Origin of the sequence: Enterococcus sp. AZ078 (assembly GCF_051714985.1) — a bacterium.
Lineage (GTDB): Bacteria > Bacillota > Bacilli > Lactobacillales > Enterococcaceae > Enterococcus_B > Enterococcus_B hirae.
The window spans coordinates 2,168,872-2,189,306 of the sequence record NZ_JBIOSW010000001.1 but is presented as its reverse complement, the minus strand read 5'-3'; the positions used below and the strand labels follow the sequence as shown (position 1 = coordinate 2,189,306).

The window sequence follows — 20,435 nt, the reverse complement described above, 5'->3', positions numbered from 1 at the left end:
ATGAAAAAAATCATTTTGATCCTCAACCATGTGACCGCAGGTATGGGAAGTGACGAACAAGCACAATTACCTCCAAGTGGAAAAAAAACTGCTCTAGGACCGGGAGAAACATTAGCGCCATTGTTTAAAGAAAAAAAGGCAGAGATTATTGCTACTTTATACTGCGGTGATCGTTATTATTCAAGTCATCCAGAAGAAGTCAAACAAAAATTTATCGGATTCGCCAAAAAGTTTGAAGCAGATGCGATATTATGTGGACCAGCTATGCATTATCCTAATTTTGGAGAGATGGCAGGCGGGTTAGTCGAAGCTTTTAACAAAGAAGGCATTCCTGCTGCCGCTGCAATGTCTGTTGAAAATCCTGCTGTAGCAAAATATCAGCAAGTGATCCCCATCGTTAAAATGCCAAAAAAAGGTGGGATCGGACTAAATCAATCCTATAAAAATATGGCAACAATCGTGACACAGTTAGCGAAAGGGGAAGAACGAACTTCCTCAGAACAAGAAATGATCTTTTGAATCAAAAGTGAATAAACGGAGCATAATGTCTTTTCTTAAGTTGAAAAGCTGTTTCGATAGATGACGGAAAAAAGCCAATCATTACGTATGTTTTGATTGGCTTTTTGTGTGAAGAAGGTTGCAAAGAATAGTTTGCCACAAGCAGGATCAGGGGAGATGAGGAACACGTAAGGCTTTGATCAATGTCAATGTTTGGGTAGAAAGATTCGATCAATTAGCTAACTGAATTTCATCGTTTGCCAACTTGCTCCTTCTCTTTATTGATTTATTCCTTCTCTTTATTAAAAAGTAGAGTGAAAAATAGACTTGAATCTCAATGGATCGTCCAATAAACTATTTATTGTAAGCGATTTATTCTTGATTGAAGAAAAGTGGTGATGTATGAACAAAGTAAAGATACTCATGACCTTGTTTGTTAGCTCTATACTCCTATTTTTGATTTCTCATCCCCAAGAAATAGCGGCAACTACAAGCAAGTCTAATGTAGAAACACATGCAACATTTTCCAAAGTAATGACTTATGATCAAATGATTGAGCAACTCACAAACGATCTTCAGCTTTCATCAACAAAAGCAAGGCAAAAACTCGAATCTTCGGACAAAATTGTTCACACAGTTACTCGAAATAGAGCAACCTTTCGAGTACTGTCGCATACTGTGACGGTGAATAAGACATACAAGCCAACGATGCGGTTTTATTGTGAAACGAGTGAAAGTGGTCATTTTAGAGCGATTAAACGAATAATAGCAATAAATTTGGTTAGAGAAGACCAGGAAGTGGCAAAAGCCTTTTCCGGAACTGTCTATGTCAACTTAGAAGAAGCCAATCGTATCTATTATATCGTGAATGGTGACTTCTTTAATCAAGGTACGACTTCATGGCAAATCGGATCAACGAGTGGTGTAGACAGTGCGCTAGATCTAAGGTTTACTACAAAGGATGCCGGGAGCCATTACCAATACAGTTATAGTGAACACCGAATCACTTTTTGATTTGCAGGCGGGTAAGGAAGTGGACAGCGATCGCTAACCATTGCTGAATAATAGTGAATGGTTAAAGAAAAGTGTTGGGAGAGATATGGATGGCTCGTAAAACTTAGTTTACACAAAAAATAACGAAAAAAGCTGATCCATACATGCGGATCAGCTTTTTATCTTTTAAATTTAGAAAGCAAAACATTCCCAAATATGCTAAGATAGCAATAGACGCGTCCTGAGGGAATCGAACCCCCGTCTCAAGAACCGGAATCTTACGTGATATCCACTACACTAAGGACGCAAGTACAGACACAATTGTAACGAAACTAAAAAAAAATTACAAGGGGAATGGACAAAAAAATGAAATTTCAACAAAACTTTTCACAAAAACAACAGCAAACACAAAAATTAGCCATGACACAACATCTGCAACAGTCCATCCAGGTATTGCAATATAACAGTGAAGAGCTCTTGGCATTTGTTGAAAATCAAGCATTAGAAAATCCATTGATAGAAGTAGTGGAACCAGAATGGCAATCTGACTATCAGAAGATCAGATCAGCCAATGATAATGAAGAAACCAACTACTTAAATCAAATTCCCGATACCAGTGTTTCCTTATTTGAATCATTGATCGAACAGATCCATTTGAACTATCGGCAGACCTTCTTACGTCAGTTAGTTCTTTATTTAGTCGAGTACATTGATTTAAATGGATTTTTGACGATTGATTTAAAAGAGGCACAAGAACAAACAAATGCAACTTCGATTGAGATCCTTGATGCACTGACGCTGGTCCAACAACTTGAACCAGCAGGTGTGGGGGCACGAAGTTTACAAGAGTGTTTGATGTTACAAACGGAAAGAGATGACTTTGCACCAGAGTTAGCGTATATCGTTTTGGAAGAGTGTTTTGAGTTGCTGGTTGATCGCAAATGGAAAGAGATCGCTCAACGCTTTTCAATCGAACTTAGTGAAGTACAACGAATCTTTGATTACATCCAAACACTTAGCCCAAGCCCTGGACGGATTTTTGATCGAAGCAGTGAATTATATATCATTCCTGATGTCAAAGTGATGGTTGATAAGGACCAAAAAGTGTCTGTCCTTTCTAGACGAGGAAATCAACCAGATGTTCGTTTCCAAGAACATTATTTTAATCAGATGCTTAAAAAAGCAGACAAAGAAACGCAAGCGTATTTGAAAGAACGGAAACAAGAGTTTGACTGGTTGAAAAAAACGATTCTACAACGTGGGGATACGATTTTACGGGTGGCTCAAATCATTGTTTCCCATCAACAAGCCTTTTTCACAAATAAAGAACGACCAATTAAACCGCTGACATTAAAAGAAGTGGCAAAAGAGTTGGAAGTACATGAATCCACTGTCAGCCGTGCCGTCAATGGAAAATACCTGGAAACTGAATTTGGGGTTTTCGAGCTTAAGAAATTCTTTACAACTAGACTACAGCAAAGTGGGACAGATACTGAGACCGATCTCTCAGCTGATACTGCACAAAAGAAAATCCAAGAACTTGTAGATCAAGAAGACAAAATCAAACCACTTTCTGATCAAAAGATCGTAGAATTATTAAAAAAAGATGAAATATTGATTTCAAGAAGGACGGTTGCAAAATATCGTGACCTGCTGGGAATCCCAAGTTCATCGAAAAGAAAACGTTATGATAGATAATGTGAATCTCGACTAGAAAAAAATGAAAAGTTTTTTCTAGTCTTTTTTTATTGAAAAAAACGGGTAAAACTGTTAGACTTACATTCGTGAGGTTGAGATTTTCCTTTTAAATACTTAGTAGTAGGAAAGTCGCTTTTCTTTTTTTATCGTACATGGGTCGTTTTGAGTCTACATTGGACAAATATCGTCCAACTAAGGAGATCGCTATGCTTGATGAATTGAAAATGATTGAATCTGTTGCACCGGATATTATCGAGGTTTTACAGGAAAGATATAAAATTTTACGTAATATTTATTGGATGCAGCCAATAGGTCGTCGTAGTTTATCAGAGAGTATGGGCATCACAGAACGCGTATTACGAACAGAAACAGATCTACTAAAACAGTTAGATTTGATCAACACCTCTAAAAGCGGTATGACTTTGACCAAAAAAGGAGAAGAAGTTTATCAAAGCCTTGAGAACTTCATGGATCAACTTTTAGGAATGCATCAGACAGAAAAAAAACTGGCTGAGTATTTTGGGAATCAACGTTGTATCGTGGTATCAGGAAACAGTGAAGAACAGCCTAAAGTGGCGGATGCTTTTGGTGAAGCATTAAATGAAGCTTTAGATTTGTTACTACCGGAGGGCAATAATATCATTGCTGTAATGGGCGGAACAACGATGGCTGTAGTAGCTGAACAACTGACAAATTTGGAAAACAATCAGCGACATAATCTATTTGTGCCAGCTCGTGGTGGTATCGGAGAGGCTGTGACTGTACAAGCAAATTCCGTAAGTGCTAGAATGGCTACAAAAGCAAGTGGAAATCATCGTGCATTGTATGTTCCAGAACAATTAAGTTTAGCAACGTACAATTCCTTGCTCAATGAACCCTCTATTCAAGAAGTGTTAAACTTGATTAGTCAGGCAAATTGTGTTATTCATAGTATTGGACGCGCACTCCATATGGCAGCACGTCGAAAAATGACTGAAAAGGAATTAGTCATGCTGAAACAGGCGAATGCGGTGGCGGAATCTTTCGGCTATTTTTTCAATGAAAATGGCGAAGTCGTATATAAAGTTCCTCGCATCGGAATCGAATTGAAAGATTTGGCAAATGTACCCATCATTCTTGCGATTGCTGGGGGAAAGTCAAAAGCAAAAGCGATTCGCGCCTATATGAAAAATGCACCAAAACAAACGTGGCTCATCACTGATGAAGCTGCAGCAAAAGAGATTTTAAAAGGGGTATCCCTTTAAAATAAATATTTTTTTGATTTTCATAAGGAGGAAATCTTAAATGACAGTTAAAGTAGGTATTAATGGTTTTGGACGTATCGGACGTCTAGCATTCCGTCGTATCCAAGATGTAGATGGAATCGAAGTAGTAGCAATCAACGACTTAACAGATGCTAAAATGTTAGCACACTTGTTAAAATATGACACAACTCAAGGACGTTTCAACGGAACAGTTGAAGTTCACGAAGGTTCATTCAACGTTAACGGAAAAGAAGTTAAAGTATTAGCTAACCGTAACCCTGAAGAATTACCTTGGGGCGAACTAGGTGTTGACATCGTTCTAGAATGTACTGGTTTCTTCACTTCAAAAGCAGCTGCTGAAAAACATTTAACAGCTGGTGCTAAACGTGTTGTTATCTCAGCTCCTGGTGGAAATGACGTTCCAACAATCGTTTATAACACAAACCACGAAACATTAACTGGTAAAGAAACAGTTATCTCAGGTGCTTCATGTACTACTAACTGTTTAGCTCCTATGGCTAAAACATTAAACGACAAATTTGGTGTTGTTGAAGGATTAATGACAACTATCCACGCTTACACAGGTGACCAAATGACTCTAGACGGACCTCATCCTAAAGGTGACTTCCGCCGTGCACGCGCTGCTGCTGCAAACATCGTTCCTAACTCAACAGGTGCTGCTAAAGCTATCGGTTTAGTAATCCCTGAATTGAACGGTAAATTAGACGGAGCTGCTCAACGTGTTCCTGTACCAACAGGTTCATTAACTGAATTAGTTACAGTTCTTGAAAAAGAAGTAACTGTTGACGAAATCAACGCAGCAATGAAAGAAGCTTCAAACGAATCTTACGGATACAACACAGACGAAATCGTTTCTTCTGATATCGTTGGTATGACTTTCGGTTCATTATTTGACGCTACACAAACTAAAGTAATGACTGTTGGCGACAAACAATTAGTTAAAACTGTTGCTTGGTATGACAACGAAATGTCTTACACTGCACAATTAGTACGTACTTTAGAATACTTCGCTAACTTATAAGATAGACCAAACGTACAAGTGTAATTTATAAGCATGTACACTTAAAAGCGGGGAAGCAATCGCGCTTCTTCCGCTTTTTTTGATAGTAAGTTTATTTAGGAGGAAATAAAATGGCTAAGAAAACAGTGAAAGATATTGATTTAAAAGATAAAAAAGTTCTTGTCCGTGTTGACTTTAATGTTCCTTTGAAAGATGGCGTGATCACAGATGACACACGTATCAAAGCAGCATTACCAACAATCAACTACGTATTAGAACAAGGTGGAAAAGCAATTCTTTTCTCTCACTTAGGACGTGTAAAAACGGAAGAAGATAAAGAAGGTAAATCTTTAGCTCCCGTTGCAAAACGTTTAGGCGAACTATTAGGAAAAGAAGTAACTTTCGTTCCTGAAACTCGTGGTGCAGAATTAGAAGCAGCAATCAATGGCATGAAAGATGGCGACGTGGTTGTTTTTGAAAACACTCGTTTTGAAGACATTGATGGCAAAAAAGAAAGCAAAAATGATGCAGACCTAGGTAAATACTGGGCTTCATTAGGTGATGTATTTGTCAATGATGCTTTCGGTACAGCTCACCGTGCGCATGCTTCAAACGTCGGAATTGCTTCAACTGGTATCCCAACAGTTGCTGGATTCTTGATGGAAAAAGAAATCAAATTTATCGGTGAAGCCGTTGAAGAACCAAAACGCCCTATGATCGCAATCTTAGGTGGCGCAAAAGTTTCTGATAAAATCGGTGTAATCGAAAACTTGATTCCTAAAGCAGACAAAATCTTGATCGGTGGCGGAATGACTTACACATTCTACGAAGCTAAAGGAATCAAAATCGGTAACTCTTTAGTAGAAGCTGATAAAGTTGAATTAGCAAAAGAATTGATCGAAAAAGCTGGCGACAAATTAGTCTTGCCAATCGATAACGTTTGTGCTCCAGAGTTCTCAAACGATGTTGAAACACAAGTAATCGAAGGCGATATCCCTGAAGGATTGATGGCTTTAGACATCGGCCCTGCATCAGTGAAATTATTTGCTGATACATTACAAGGTGCAAAAACAGTTGTTTGGAACGGACCAATGGGTGTGTTCGAAATGAGTAACTTTGCTAAAGGTACAATCGGTGTTTGTGAAGCAATCGCTAACCTTGAAGATGCAACAACAATCATCGGTGGTGGTGACTCAGCAGCAGCTGCAGAACAATTAGGTTTTGCTGACAAATTCACACATATCTCAACAGGTGGCGGCGCAAGCTTAGAATTACTAGAAGGTAAAGAACTACCTGGTTTAGCTGCAATCAACGATAAATAAGCATCGTTCGTTGTATCTGATTTAGATGAAGACAGCTGCTTTTTGCAACGGTGAATTGATTCAAACTCAAATAAATTTAACCAAAAAGCAGCTTTTTCTTTTTATACGTGGAGGAGAGTTCCACGACTCATAATTTTAAAGGAGTGCATACTGTCATGCGTAAACCAATTATCGCTGGTAACTGGAAAATGAACAAAACTGCATCTGAAGCAAAAGAATTTGCTGAAGCAGTAAAAAACAACATCCCTTCAAATGAAAAAGTTGATTCTGTTATCGGATCACCTGCTTTGTTCTTACAAGAACTAATGGCTTCAGCTGAAGGAACAGAATTAAAAATCTCAGCACAAAACTGCTACTGGGAAAACTCAGGTGCATTCACAGGTGAAACTTCACCAGCTGCTTTAGCAGACTTAGGTGTGGACTATGTGATCATCGGACATTCAGAACGTCGTGAATACTTCCATGAAACAGATGAAGACATCAACAAAAAAGCGAAAGCTATCTTTGCAAACGGCATGATCCCAATTCTTTGCTGTGGTGAATCTTTAGAAACTTACGAAGCTGGAAAAACAGCTGAATGGATCGAAGGACAAATCACTGCTGGTCTTGAAGGATTAACAGATGGCCAAGTAAGCAACATGGTTATTGCTTATGAACCAATCTGGGCAATCGGTACTGGTAAATCAGCTGATGCACAAATTGCTGACGAAATCTGTGGCGTTGTACGTCAAACAGTTGAAAAATTATACGGCAAAGAAGTATCTGATGCAGTACGTATCCAATACGGTGGTTCTGTAAAACCAGAAAACATTGCTGAATATATGGCGAAAGAAAATGTTGACGGAGCATTAGTTGGTGGCGCAAGCTTACAAGCTGATTCATTCTTAGCATTATTAGACGCTGTAAAATAATTAGTGAAAATTTGCGAAAAATGCAAGAAATGTTTGCACTAACGCCTAAAATTAACTAAAATCGTATATGAGGGAAATCCCTTAGGAAAAAACAAACTCAAAGGAGAGACAAAACATGTCAATTATTACTGATGTTTACGCTCGCGAGATCTTAGACTCACGCGGTAACCCAACAATCGAAGTAGAAGTATACACAGAAAGCGGAGCTTTTGGCCGTGGAATGGTTCCTTCAGGTGCTTCAACTGGTGAATACGAAGCCGTTGAATTACGTGATGGAGACAAAGCTCGTTATGGCGGTAAAGGTGTAACTAAAGCTGTTGACAACGTAAACAACATCATTGCTGAAGCAATCATTGGCTACGATGTACGTGACCAAATGGCAATCGATAAAGCTATGATCGCTTTAGACGGAACTCCTAACAAAGGTAAATTAGGTGCGAACGCAATTTTAGGTGTATCTATCGCTGTTGCTCGTGCAGCTGCTGACTACCTAGAAGTACCTTTATACCACTACCTAGGCGGATTCAATACAAAAGTTTTACCAACTCCAATGATGAACATCATCAACGGTGGATCACATGCGGATAACTCAATCGACTTCCAAGAATTCATGATCATGCCTGTTGGCGCTCCAACATTCAAAGAAGCTCTACGTATGGGTGCTGAAGTATTCCACGCATTAGCAGCAATCTTGAAATCTCGTGGATTAGCTACTTCTGTTGGTGACGAAGGTGGATTCGCTCCTAACCTTGGTTCAAACGAAGAAGGTTTTGAAGTAATCATCGAAGCAATCGAAAAAGCTGGCTATGTACCTGGTAAAGACGTTGTTCTTGCTATGGATGCTGCTTCTTCAGAATTCTACGACAAAGAAAAAGGTGTTTACGTATTAGCTGATTCAGGCGAAGGCGAAAAAACAACTGACGAAATGATCAAATTCTACGAAGAATTAGTTTCTAAATATCCAATCATCTCAATCGAAGACGGATTAGACGAAAACGACTGGGACGGATTCAAGAAATTAACTGACGTATTAGGCGACAAAGTTCAATTAGTTGGTGACGACTTGTTCGTAACAAACACTCAAAAATTATCTGAAGGTATTGAAAAAGGAATCGCTAACTCAATCCTAATCAAAGTTAACCAAATCGGTACTTTGACAGAAACTTTTGAAGCAATCGAAATGGCTAAAGAAGCTGGCTACACAGCAGTTGTTTCTCACCGTTCAGGTGAAACAGAAGATTCAACAATCTCTGATATTGCTGTTGCAACAAACGCTGGTCAAATCAAAACTGGTTCTCTATCACGTACTGACCGTATTGCTAAATACAACCAATTACTACGTATCGAAGACCAATTAGGCGAAGTTGCTGAATACAAAGGTTTGAAATCTTTCTACAACTTAAAAAACAAATAATTTTAGGACGATCAAATAAGTACGACGATAGCAGAGCGTCGATTATATAGCTGTGCTGGTCTACTTCATTCTAAAGTTATTAAAAAGTACCTTTCTCTTATCTTGAAGATAGGAGAAAGGTCTTTTTTTGCAGAAAAAATTTAGAGATTATCCTAACAAAAACTGAATTACATAATCGTTTTTTGTCACGTTTACAAACGATTTAATTATTGCTAAGATATTATGATAAAAGGAAAAAAAGAATAATGGGGAAAGTGTATGAAAGCAAAAATTTTAAAGGGGTTCAAATGGTTCGGTATTTTGCTTCTCAGTACCATTTTATTGGTCGTGATTGCTTTTCAAGTTTCACCGAGACCGGGTGCTTATGTGATCCGACATCTGTTTAGCGATGCTGTAACGATCACAGATAAAGAGACGTATGAACAAGCAAAAGATTCCACCAGTTCGCTCACTGATCGTTCTTATCAATCACAATTCAAAAAAAACAACTACGATATCTATTATCCTAAAGGCAGTGAGGGACCTTTACCCACGTTGATCTGGGTTCACGGTGGAGGCTATGTGAGCGGGGATAAAGCAGGTGTAAAAGAATTTGCAACAAGATTAGCTTCAGATACGCACCTTGCAGTTGTTGCTATGAACTATGAACCGGCACCTAGCTCTCAGTATCCCAATCAAGTAGTCCAAGTCAATGAATTAGTCCAACAATTAAAAAAAGAGAACAATCAGAAGTTGGATCTTTCAAAGCTGATTTTTGGTGGCGATAGTGCAGGCGCTCAGATTGCCTTACAGTATGTCACTATCCAAACAAATCAACAGTATGCAAAAGAAATGAAGATGAAACAAATGATTGATCCAACAGCGATCAAAGGAGCCATTTCTTACTGTGGGCCAGTTGACTTGCAACAAACAGCAAAACAGCAATCGAGTGATCGATTGATGCATTTCTTCGTTAAAACGGTAGCTTGGTCTTTGATTGGAACGAAAGATTGGCAAACAGACGAACGCTTATATCAAGCTAGTTTAGTTGATCAAGTGTCAAAAGACTTCCCGCCTACGTATATCACAGATGGAAATGCGTATTCTTTCCAAGATCAAGGGATTGCTTTCGCAAATAAATTAAAAGAGTTAGACGTTCCTGTAGACGAACTATTTTATAAAGACCAGAAAAAAGAAATCAGTCATGAATATCAATTTAATTATACATTGCCAGAATCAAAAACTTGTTATGAGCAGACGGAGCGGTTCATTGAAAACTGTTTTCGATCTACAACAGCTCAATAACGAATTGCCGAAGCATCCCGAAATAGCTCCTTCTATTTTGGGGTGCTTCGGTGTCTTTAGACATAGGAGTGTCAATGGCTGCTGCTAACTAATCGACTGAGAATGGATGAATGATTGAAAATGATACACTGTTTCAGTAAAATAGAAAGAAACAGCAGGAGTGTGGGACAGGATGGGAAATGAAGAAAAAATAGCTATTTTACAAGAAATGATCCGAATCAAGTCAGTGAATGGGAACGAAGGGGAAGTAGCCGCCTACTTAAATCAATTATTGAATCAACATGGAATCCAAGGAGAAATCATTTCTCACACTGAGGGGCGTGATAACTTGGTGGCGACGTATCACAATGGTCAAGGAAGAGTATTAGGTTTGTCTGGTCACATGGATGTTGTGTCTGCAGGAGACGAATCGAATTGGACCTACCCGCCTTTTGCAGCAGAAATAAAAGGTAATCGCTTGTATGGACGTGGTACTACCGATATGAAAAGTGGGCTAGCCGCTATGGTGATTGCGATGATTGAATTGAAAGAGTCTGGGAAACCGTTTAACGGGACAATCAAATTATTAGCGACAGTAGGGGAAGAAGTCGGAGAATTAGGTAGTGAACAACTGACAAAAGCAGGTTATGTCGACGATTTAGACGGATTGATCATTGGTGAACCAACCAATTACAATTTGATGTATACTCACATGGGTTCAATAAACTACACCGTTGTTTCTCATGGTAAAGAAGCCCACAGCTCAATGCCTCAAGAAGGCTACAATGCGATCAACCATTTAAATGAATTTATTACGCGTGCAAACGAGCAAATGGATGCTTTAGCGAATGATTTCCAAAATTCAGCGTTAGGAAAAACGATCCATAACGTTACAGTGATCAACGGAGGAAATCAAGTCAACAGTATTCCAAGTCAGGCGCAATTACAAGGAAATATCCGCTCAATCCCTGAATTTCCAAACGATCAAATCATTGATTTATTGCAAAAGATCGTGGATGAATTGAATGAAGGAACGAACTATCACTTAGAATTGACGATCGACTACAATAAGATTCCTGTGAAAGCAAATCCTGATTCTTCGTTGATCCACCATATTCAAAAACAGTTCAAGCAACCATTGCCCCTAGTAGGTGCAGCAGCAACGACAGATGCAGCTGAATTTACTAAATCCTCTCACTCCTTCGATTTTGTGGTATTCGGTCCTGGAGTCGTAAACTTGCCTCATCAAATAGACGAGTATGTAGAAATCGATAATTACTTGGATATGATTGACACATATCAAGCAATCATCTTGTCTTATTTAGCATAACAGCCTATTTTGGTTCAAAGTACAAAAAAGTACAAAGTAGATCCTTCAATTAAATCAAAAAAACGCAAAACAAATTTTCATGTTTTGCGTTTTTTTTGATTTACTAATTGAAGTAACCGACTTCTATTCGCACGTGTATTTACTCCAGCTCATCACAACTACGCAGCTCAAATCGCTCTGTTCACAACCCTTTTCGGCAATGCCAAGACGACAAGGGTGACGACGACTACTGAGAGCAGGCGGTCGAGGTAATCGGTACCCGCTTGAACGAGAATCACGCTCATTGTTTGATTGAACCCAATTCCATGGAGGAACTGAACGATCATGCTTGAACCAGAAGAAGTGACTCCCCCAAAGAGTTTTACAGTGATTAGGGAAGAAAGGATGGTTCCAGGCAGTGATAAGACAAGTGCCCAGAAAACTAAGGTCCAGCGGTTCTTACTTCGAGTGAATCGTTGATGGAAAATCACTCCAGCAAGTAAACCTGTTACCATTTGAACAGGTGAATAATACAACGAGAAGATATCGGTGGTAACACCACTTAATACCCCGCTGGCCAAGCCAGTGAGTAACCCAAATACCGGACCTAACAAAGTCCCAGCGAATATGGTACCTATCGAATCAAGATAGATCGGTAATCGTAGCCATAATGCAATGGTTCCGCCGATATAATTGATTCCGATACATAAAGCGACGATCGTAATCGTCTGTGTGGTGATTCTTTTTTTGCGCATGTTTTTCATCCCATCTTTAATCTTTCCAGATCTTTTTTAATCGTTTCTTCTTGTGCATTTAAAAGAACGGTCAAAAACTTCCGAAAAAATAGATGAGTATCAACTTCTGTCATAATGGTGCTGTTTGGTGCTTTTTGCCAAAAATCAAAGCGATCGACTAGTGTTTGCCCGCGGCTGATTCCTTGCGTTTCAACAGCGGTATAACTAGTAAATCCCTGACAAATGCTTTCGTCGATAAAGTAGGCAACGGCCAGAGGATCATTGATGACGCACCCTAGGATTCTTTCTTGTTGCCAGTGAAAATCAAAATAAAAACGAGTGATCGCTTTTAGAAATTCTCCTTCCTCAGGATTGAGCTGACAACAATATTCTAATAAGGTAGGTGTCAAAACGATTTCTCTCGTAACATCTAACCCGACCATTTCAATCGTGTTCCCTAAATTTTCAAACACAAAGGCAGCTGCATCAGGATCGCACCAATAATTGTACTCAGCAACTGGTGAACAGTTTCCGTGGCTTTTGTAGGTGCCACCCATTGAAATAAATCGCTCGAAATGTTTCCCTAAATGTGGATTTTTCATCAAAGCACGAGCAATATTGGTCAAAGGGCCAAGTGCAATGATCGAGGTGTTTGTTTCTTTAGAAAAGTATTCCGCCAAAAAATCGACTGCTGATTTTTCTTCTATTTGTTTTTCTTGTACTTGAGCAAAGTTTGTCTCGCCTAATCCGTCCATCCCATGAGTGTCTTGTGCGCTAATAAACGGCTGTTTCAACGGTTGTGTTTGCCCTTGATAGACGGGGATGTCTAAGCGTCCGCATCGTTTCAAACATTTGAAAACATTTTGGCTACCGATCGTCACAGGTACATTGCCGCAGACCGTCGTGATCGCAACTACCTCGATTTCGGGGGACTTGATGGCTAACATCAATGCTAAAGTGTCATCGATTCCAGGATCGCAGTCAATAATTACTTTTCGCATTATTTCCAATCTCCTTTCTGTAGAGATACTTAGTTTTTTATTCTGGGAAGTTTCCGAACCAGTCCAAGGATACTCCTTGATTAAAATGCACGGAATCAGTATACTGGCTTTTAAATAAAATGTAAATGTTATCTTATTTTTTATTCCTATTTGATTGGTTTTAAATTTCAATGAAGCCTAGGGTGAAAACTTGAGCAGTTTTTTTAGAAAATGGTACAATGGAATAGAAGGCTATACGGATTGATAATAGAAAAAATATTTATGGAAAGCGGGGAAGATAAGTGATTGTCATGTATCTTATTCTTATAGTTCTCATTTTAGGCGCAGTCATTTATCGTGGACTTTCTTCTTACTATGCGCAAAAATTAATTCAATCGGGTTTACAAAGAGGGTATGATTGGTATGAGAAAACAGGTCATCAGTTGATGGACCCATCGGCTTTTACGATTGTAGAAAAGCAACGGCAACTTGCGGAAACAGAAGCTGAAGGCTTTTGGAATAAAGGCAAAGAAATCGAAGTCAAAAGTCATGATGGGTTAAAACTGTTAGGACGAATCTTTCAAAGTTCCTCTCCCAACAAAAAATGGGTTGTTTGTGTCCATGACTATCGAAGTGATGGGAAAACAGATATGTCTTATATTGGAAAGAAATATGCAGAAGCAGGGTTTAACGTCTTGATTCCTGATTTGCGTGCTCACGGCAAGAGTGAAGGAGAAATCATCGGAATGGGGTGGTTGGATCGTTTAGACTTGATTATCTGGATCAACTATATTTTACAGATGCAGCCAGATGCTAACATTATTTTACATGGGAGTTCAATGGGTGCCTCTGCTATCATGATGGCTAGTGGGGAAAAACTACCTCCTGCAGTTCGAGGGTTTATCCTGGATAGCGGGTTTGTTTCCGTCTATGCGGAGTTTCGCTACATGTTGAGCAAACTAACCTTTCTTCCTAAAAAAATGATCATGCGCCATGCAAATCGCTATGCAAAGAAATATGCTGGTTATTCTTTGAAACAGGCGTCAGCAACTCGTCAGTTGGGCAGTAACCATCTGCCAGTATTGATCATTCATGGGGAAGAGGATCAGTTCGTTCCAGTCAGTGCCGCTTATACGATCCAAAATGCAACAGCTGGTGAAAATGATCTTTTTCTGATCCCAGAAGCTCAACATTTAGAAGCAGCCGTGAAAGATCCCACCAAATATTGGACGGTTGTTTTCTCATTTATCGAACAGCGAATCGATTGGAGAGAATCAGGTTATTCCGAGTATAAATAATTGTTTGCTGAGAACTAGACTGTTAGAATCAAGGAGAACAAATTATTTGGTCAATACGGGGAGTGGCGAAAATGGAAATCAAAGAAGAAAAAAATCGTTTCGTATTATTGAATGATGAAGCAAAAGAAATCGGGGAAATGACTTGGTCTGATGCAGGACCAGACATCATGATCATTGATCATACATTTGTAGAACCAGAGTATCGTGGACAAAAATTAGCAGAAAAATTAGTGCTTAATGGCGTAGAACTAGCTCGAAGAGAAGGTAAAAAAATTATTCCATTGTGTCCATATGCGAAGAAAGAATTTGAAAGAAAACCTGAATATCAAGATGTGCTTCGTAAATAATCGACTCGTTTTCGTACGATCGTCAATGAATGAAATGACAAAAAGTGGATCTATCCGCTAAATGAACTTTTTTTAAATTAGAGAAACCGAAATTGTAGCAACCGGCTATCAGCGGTGTTATTCTTTCGGTTTTTTCGTCTTTTCAGTCTTTGCCCATGAATAAGTACTAATACTAAATGTTATCTAAAATTGGAGCCCCATTCGCAAGAGAAGGTTGTCAGAGTTTTTTTTATATGATAAAGTAAAATAGATGATATTTTACGGAAAGGAGGCTGCTTAATGTATAATGTAATTTTAGGAATCGTGATCGTGTTATCGATTGTAATGGTCATTGCAATCATGATGCAACCAAGTAAACAAAACAGTGCAGCAAGTGCATTTACTGGCGGAGCGGATCAATTATTCGGTAAACAAAAAGCACGTGGTTTTGAAGCAGTCATGCAACGTTCGACAGCGGTAATGGGTGCCATTTGGATGATTTTATTATTTGTACTAGCCTTTTTATCTTCTAAATAAAAAGTTGATTTAACGATTAGTCGAAATAATTATGAATCGTTTTTTCGTTCAAAAAATTTCGGCTTAATTTTTTAAGTAGTTGATTTGAATGAGCGAAAAAAGAATTCCTTTCATGCAGAGCAGTGATTGACGTCGCGGCTCTTTTTTATTTGCCAAAAGAGCGGTTTTGTCCTAAGGGATCGCCAATCTATGTTAAAATGAGAAGAACGAGGTGAACCTAATGAAAAGTCTACCAAAACCCCTTTATGCAAAACATAGTAAGAGAGCTGTGCTACTCTTACATGCCTATTCTGGAAGTCCGAATGATGTGCGCATGCTGGCTCGATATTTGGAAAAGTCAGAATATACTGTCTATGCTCCATTATTTACTGGACATGGAACGCTAGCTCCACAAGACATTTTAGCGCAAAAAACGGAAACATGGTGGGAAGATACGAAACAAGCCATCCACTTTTTAAAAGCAGAAGGTTTTTCCCAAGTTGCCGTTTTTGGATTATCAATGGGAGGAATCTTCGCTGTTCGAGCATTAGCAGAACAGTCAGAGATCATTGGCGGCGGATGTTTCTGCTCACCGATTTCACCAGTTGAAAATCATGTACCAGAAAATTTTGAGCGATATGAACGTTATGTGCTAAAACTTGCAGGGGAATCTGAACAGGAAATCGAAGAAACTGTCGCTGCGCTTCGACCAAATGTTTATCAGCAATTAGCAGAGATACAAAATCAAGCAGCAATTACAGAAGGAAAACTTAGTGACATCCAAGCACCTGTTTTTTTAGCCCAAGCCGGTCAAGATGAAATGATTGATCCAGCTGGAGTCTACGAAACAGCAAAAAAATTAGCCGATAAAAGAGTGACCCTTCAATGGTATCCCAACAGCAAACATGTGATCACCGTTGGAGAGTCTAGAAAATTACTGGAAAAAGATGTGTTGGAGTTTCTAGAGAATTTACCTTGGAATGAGGAATGAAAATGACAAAAGAAACATTGAAAGAAAAAATTATTTTTTTTATTGAGAGCGAGCGCAAAAAAAGCTTTTCAATGGAAGAAATCGCCCAAGGATTGGGCTTGCAAAAAAGTGAAGATTTCAAACTACTCGTTCAGACAATCGCTCAAATGGAACGAGAACAAAGTGTGGTCTTTACCAAAAAAGGAAAAGTGAAGCTACCATTAAAACCAGTATTGATCGAAGGAACGTTTCGGGCCAATGAAAGAGGATTCGGCTTTGTGACGATTGATCCAGAAGAAGATGATATCTATATTCCTAAAGAAGCAACTGGGTATGCCATGGATGGCGATACGGTAGCGATCGATATCATAAAAACGGCCGATACTGCGATGGATCGTGGAGCAGAAGGTAAAGTAGTTGAGATCCGCAAACGAGCAACTACGCAGTTAGCTGGAGAATTCGTGGCTTACACAGACGACGAGATAAATGAAACGGATCTTTATGGGGTGGTTATCCCAAAAGACAAAAAATTGAATCAGTTTAAAGTTTATGCAGCAGCTGAAGGGATTCGACCAGTTGATGGGAGTATCGTAATGGTTGAGCTGACCCATTATCCTGAGAAAAACTATGCGACCAGTTTAGAAGGTATTGTCAAACAAGTCATCGGCCATAAAAATGATCCTGGAATGGATATCCTATCGATTGTTGTCTCAAACGGGATTCCGACAAAATTTCCAGATGATGTCTTGGCAGAAGCTAATCAAGTGCCAGATACGATCAATGAAAAAGACCTAGTTGGCCGGAGAGACTTACGTGAACAACTGATCGTGACGATTGACGGAGAAGATGCCAAAGATTTGGATGATGCCGTTACTGTGAAAAAATTAGCCAACGGTAATTATTTCTTAGGTGTACACATTGCAGATGTTTCCAATTATGTGACCGAAGGAAGCCAGTTAGATCGTGAAGCTTACGAACGAGGAACGAGTGTGTATTTAACCGACCGTGTCATTCCAATGATCCCACAAAGATTATCAAACGGGATTTGTTCATTGAATCCTCACGTACCAAGACTAACAATGAGTTGTGAGATGGAGATTGATCCAAATGGTCAGGTGGTATCTCATGATATTTTCCCAAGTGTCATCCAAACGACGGAACGAATGACCTATACAGCGGTCAATCAGATTTTAGAAGAACAAGATGAGCAGGTAATGGAACGTTATCAGCAATTAGTGCCGATGTTTCAAGAGATGCAAGAGCTACATCAAATTTTAGAAGAAATGCGGATTCGTCGAGGAGCGATTTCTTTTGAAGACCGTGAAGCAAAAATACTCGTAGAACCAGATGGACAACCAACTGATATCTTATTGCGAAGCCGTGGCGTAGGCGAACGGTTGATCGAATCTTTCATGTTGGCAGCAAATGAAACGGTGGCGGAACATTTTAATAAACGCAACTTTCCATTCATTTATCGGATTCACGAGCAACCTAAAGAAGAAAAGATGCAACGTTTCTTTGATTTTGCTTCCGCACTAGGAATCGTCGTTCGTGGAACAAAAGGAACGATCACACCTAAAGATCTTCAAAAAGTCATTGAAAACGTTGAAGACAAGCCGGAATCAGCTGTTATCAATACGATGCTGTTGAGAAGTATGCAACAAGCACGTTATTCAGAAGATAATTTTGGACACTATGGATTAGCTGCGGAATATTATACGCATTTCACTTCGCCTATCAGACGTTATCCAGATTTGATCGTTCATCGCTTAATTCGCTCGTATGGACAAGACCCAAGTGAAGCAAATCAAACTTATTGGGAAAATGAGCTACCCGAAATTGCGGAGCATAGTTCGAAGATGGAACGTCGTGCGGTCGAGGCAGAGCGTGAAGTAGATGCAATGAAGAAAGCTGAATACATGATGGATAAAGTAGGAGAGGAATTTGAAGGGATCATCAGTTCAGTTGTTAAATTTGGGTTGTTTATCGAATTACCCAATACGATTGAAGGGTTGATCCATATCAATGAGTTGAAACAAGACTATTTCCACTTTATTGAGAATCATTTAGCATTAGTAGGCGAACGAACAGGGTTAACTTTTAAAATCGGTCAAAAAGTGCGGGTAAAAGTCATCAAAGCAGACCCGGAAGAACGTGCAATCGACTTTGAATTGATTGATGCAGAAGAAATCGTTCCATTAGAACGTCCAAAAACGTCAAACAAAAATCGTCCTTCTAATCGTCATCAAAAACGTTCATCAAAATCTCATACTGAACGGAATGGAAAGAAAAATTCCTATTCAAATGAGCGGAAAAAAGGAAAAGGACCATCTAATAAAAAAGGGAAAAAACCTTTTTATAAGGGAATTAAGAAGAAAAAGAAAAAATAACCAATAACCACTATGAATACCAGTTTGGAGGAATGTCATATGCCAAAAGGCGACGGAAAGTTAATCGCCCAAAATAAAAAGGCTCGCCATGATTATTCGATTATCGATACGATGGAAGCAGGAATGGTGCTGCAAGGAACAGAAATCAAATCGATCCGAAACAGCCGAATCAATTTGAAAGATGGATTTGTCCGTATTCGAAACGGTGAAGCATTTTTGCATAATGTTCATATCAGTCCCTATGAACAAGGCAATATTTTTAACCATGATCCGTTACGAACAAGAAAGTTACTATTACACAAAAAACAGATTTCACGGCTAGAGACTGAAACAAAAAATACCGGGGTCACGATCGTACCCTTAAAAGTATATATTCGTGATGGGTATGCCAAAGTTTTGATTGGTCTTGCGAAAGGGAAGAAATCTTATGACAAGCGAGAAGATCTAAAACGAAAAGATGTGGATCGTCAAATTGATCGAACATTAAAAAATTTCTCTAGATAATTTCATTATCCTTTTTCGCATATTCGGTGCTTTTAGGTTTACTTAATGATAAAATTTGTTAGCATTTAATCTGATAAAGCATGATATCACAGGTTTTTTCTTGTAAAACGCCACGATGATTTTTAGGAAAAAGCAAACTTTTTTGACTGAAATAAAAAATTGTCTGATTTTCATGAAAATGTTTTGAATTTTCTGTTTCATGGTGGTATGATACCGTTTGGTTAGAAAACGATTTAGAAAAACCAGATGTACACATGAATTTGATTTTATGTGAAATTCAGGGAAAAGAGGTGAAATGGATTGGATGAACGCTCGCTAACGTTCCATATTGGACCGGTTTGGTTTGATGGTACTGTTTGTATGATGGTGTTATTGACCTGTTTGATTGTCTTCTTCTTAGTTTACTTCTTTACAAGAAATCTTAAGATGAAACCAACGGGGAAACAAAATGCGCTGGAATGGGTCATTGACTTTACCCGAGGGATCGTAACAGATAATCTGCCTAGAAAAGAATTGAATAATTTTCATTTGTTGGCTTTTACATTGTTCTTGTTTGTCTTCGTGGCAAATAATATAGGTTTAATAACGAAAATCGTCTTACCTAGCGAAATAACACTTTGGAAAAGTCCGACAGCAGACCCGTTTGTTACTTTAACTTTGGCATTTATAATGATCACACTTACTCATTTATTCGGGGTGAAAAAGCTTGGATTTAAAGGGTATTTTGTAAATTCGTTCTTGAAACCATATAGTTTCATGTTTCCAATGAAGCTGATCGAAGAATTTACGAACCTATTAACACTTGCTTTGCGTCTTTACGGGAATATCTACGCGGGGGAAGTTTTACTTACCTTGATTGCCAATATGATGAATAATTTAGGTTGGTTCTCATTACCGTTAGCAATTCCTTTAGAGATGGTCTGGATCGCATTCTCATTGTTTATCGGAAGCATCCAAGCATTTGTCTTTGTCACTTTATCGATGGTATATATGAGCCATAAGATTGAAGTAGAAGAGTAACATCGTTTTTAACAAACTACTATT

General features: G+C 38.8%; 19 protein-coding genes, 1 tRNA gene and 1 riboswitch. Of the genes, 17 read left to right on the top strand and 3 right to left on the bottom strand.

Annotated features, from left to right (window positions below; translation table 11 throughout):
• Together IGJ18_RS10255 and IGJ18_RS10250 are read left to right on the top strand one after the other, a co-directional pair.
• Positions 1-519, top strand: coding sequence for a GrdB-related putative oxidoreductase (locus IGJ18_RS10255; protein ID WP_438843293.1), 519 nt, complete (start codon positions 1-3; stop codon positions 517-519).
• 381 nt (positions 520-900) lie between these two features.
• Positions 901-1,512 (top strand): hypothetical protein, encoded by a 612-nt coding sequence (locus tag IGJ18_RS10250; protein ID WP_368020231.1) that lies wholly within the window; start codon positions 901-903, stop codon positions 1,510-1,512.
• Positions 1,513-1,726: 214 nt separating this feature from the next.
• On the opposite strand, the gene IGJ18_RS10245 is transcribed toward IGJ18_RS10250, so the two are convergent.
• Positions 1,727-1,798, bottom strand: a tRNA-Arg gene (locus tag IGJ18_RS10245).
• 59 nt (positions 1,799-1,857) lie between these two features.
• On the opposite strand from IGJ18_RS10245, the gene rpoN reads away from it, so the two are divergent.
• The 8 genes from rpoN to IGJ18_RS10205 all read left to right on the top strand — a co-directional run bounded on the left by rpoN (position 1,858) and on the right by IGJ18_RS10205 (position 11,694).
• A complete protein-coding gene (rpoN, locus tag IGJ18_RS10240) occupies positions 1,858-3,189 on the top strand; it encodes an RNA polymerase factor sigma-54 (protein WP_034699130.1) in 1,332 nt (443 codons plus the stop codon).
• Positions 3,190-3,341: 152 nt separating this feature from the next.
• Positions 3,342-4,433, top strand: a complete 1,092-nt coding sequence (locus IGJ18_RS10235) for a sugar-binding transcriptional regulator (protein WP_172595671.1) — start codon at positions 3,342-3,344, stop codon at positions 4,431-4,433.
• A 40-nt stretch (positions 4,434-4,473) separates the two neighbouring features.
• Entirely contained in the window at positions 4,474-5,475 is a 1,002-nt protein-coding gene (gene gap / locus IGJ18_RS10230; RefSeq protein WP_010718614.1) for a type I glyceraldehyde-3-phosphate dehydrogenase, read from the top strand.
• A 110-nt stretch (positions 5,476-5,585) separates the two neighbouring features.
• The gene (locus IGJ18_RS10225; RefSeq protein WP_010718613.1) at positions 5,586-6,776 is read left to right on the top strand and encodes a phosphoglycerate kinase; all 1,191 of its coding nucleotides are present in this window, start codon (positions 5,586-5,588) and stop codon (positions 6,774-6,776) included.
• A 155-nt stretch (positions 6,777-6,931) separates the two neighbouring features.
• Positions 6,932-7,687, top strand: a complete 756-nt coding sequence (tpiA, locus tag IGJ18_RS10220) for a triose-phosphate isomerase (RefSeq protein ID WP_010718612.1) — start codon at positions 6,932-6,934, stop codon at positions 7,685-7,687.
• 115 nt (positions 7,688-7,802) lie between these two features.
• Entirely contained in the window at positions 7,803-9,101 is a 1,299-nt protein-coding gene (gene eno / locus IGJ18_RS10215; RefSeq protein WP_010718611.1) for a phosphopyruvate hydratase, read from the top strand.
• A gap of 258 nt (positions 9,102-9,359) precedes the next feature.
• Positions 9,360-10,385, top strand: a complete 1,026-nt coding sequence (locus tag IGJ18_RS10210) for an alpha/beta hydrolase (RefSeq protein WP_096708847.1) — start codon at positions 9,360-9,362, stop codon at positions 10,383-10,385.
• A gap of 172 nt (positions 10,386-10,557) precedes the next feature.
• A complete protein-coding gene (locus IGJ18_RS10205; protein ID WP_096708848.1) occupies positions 10,558-11,694 on the top strand; it encodes an ArgE/DapE family deacylase in 1,137 nt (378 codons plus the stop codon).
• Between the two features lie 167 nt (positions 11,695-11,861).
• On the opposite strand, the gene IGJ18_RS10200 is transcribed toward IGJ18_RS10205, so the two are convergent.
• Together IGJ18_RS10200 and IGJ18_RS10195 are read right to left on the bottom strand one after the other, a co-directional pair.
• The gene (locus IGJ18_RS10200) at positions 11,862-12,428 is read right to left on the bottom strand and encodes an ECF transporter S component (protein WP_010737992.1); all 567 of its coding nucleotides are present in this window, start codon (positions 12,426-12,428) and stop codon (positions 11,862-11,864) included.
• Positions 12,429-12,433: 5 nt separating this feature from the next.
• The gene (locus tag IGJ18_RS10195) at positions 12,434-13,408 is read right to left on the bottom strand and encodes a nucleoside hydrolase (protein WP_010718607.1); all 975 of its coding nucleotides are present in this window, start codon (positions 13,406-13,408) and stop codon (positions 12,434-12,436) included.
• A gap of 23 nt (positions 13,409-13,431) precedes the next feature.
• Positions 13,432-13,476, bottom strand: a riboswitch (PreQ1 riboswitch).
• A 222-nt stretch (positions 13,477-13,698) separates the two neighbouring features.
• On the opposite strand from IGJ18_RS10195, the gene IGJ18_RS10190 reads away from it, so the two are divergent.
• The 7 genes from IGJ18_RS10190 (at position 13,699) to atpB (ending at position 20,411) form a co-directional block, all read left to right on the top strand.
• A complete protein-coding gene (locus tag IGJ18_RS10190) occupies positions 13,699-14,685 on the top strand; it encodes an alpha/beta hydrolase (protein WP_192924302.1) in 987 nt (328 codons plus the stop codon).
• Between the two features lie 71 nt (positions 14,686-14,756).
• Entirely contained in the window at positions 14,757-15,032 is a 276-nt protein-coding gene (locus IGJ18_RS10185; protein ID WP_010718605.1) for a GNAT family N-acetyltransferase, read from the top strand.
• Positions 15,033-15,311: 279 nt separating this feature from the next.
• The gene (gene secG / locus IGJ18_RS10180; protein ID WP_010718604.1) at positions 15,312-15,548 is read left to right on the top strand and encodes a preprotein translocase subunit SecG; all 237 of its coding nucleotides are present in this window, start codon (positions 15,312-15,314) and stop codon (positions 15,546-15,548) included.
• Positions 15,549-15,768: 220 nt separating this feature from the next.
• Complete coding sequence (locus IGJ18_RS10175; protein WP_034867368.1) at positions 15,769-16,518, top strand: alpha/beta hydrolase; 750 nt, start codon at positions 15,769-15,771, stop codon at positions 16,516-16,518.
• A 2-nt stretch (positions 16,519-16,520) separates the two neighbouring features.
• Positions 16,521-18,887, top strand: coding sequence for a ribonuclease R (rnr, locus tag IGJ18_RS10170; RefSeq protein WP_178305785.1), 2,367 nt, complete (start codon positions 16,521-16,523; stop codon positions 18,885-18,887).
• 39 nt (positions 18,888-18,926) lie between these two features.
• Entirely contained in the window at positions 18,927-19,391 is a 465-nt protein-coding gene (gene smpB, locus IGJ18_RS10165) for an SsrA-binding protein SmpB (protein WP_010718601.1), read from the top strand.
• A 300-nt stretch (positions 19,392-19,691) separates the two neighbouring features.
• The gene (gene atpB, locus IGJ18_RS10160; protein WP_438843292.1) at positions 19,692-20,411 is read left to right on the top strand and encodes a F0F1 ATP synthase subunit A; all 720 of its coding nucleotides are present in this window, start codon (positions 19,692-19,694) and stop codon (positions 20,409-20,411) included.
• The last annotated feature ends 24 nt before the right edge of the window (positions 20,412-20,435 follow it).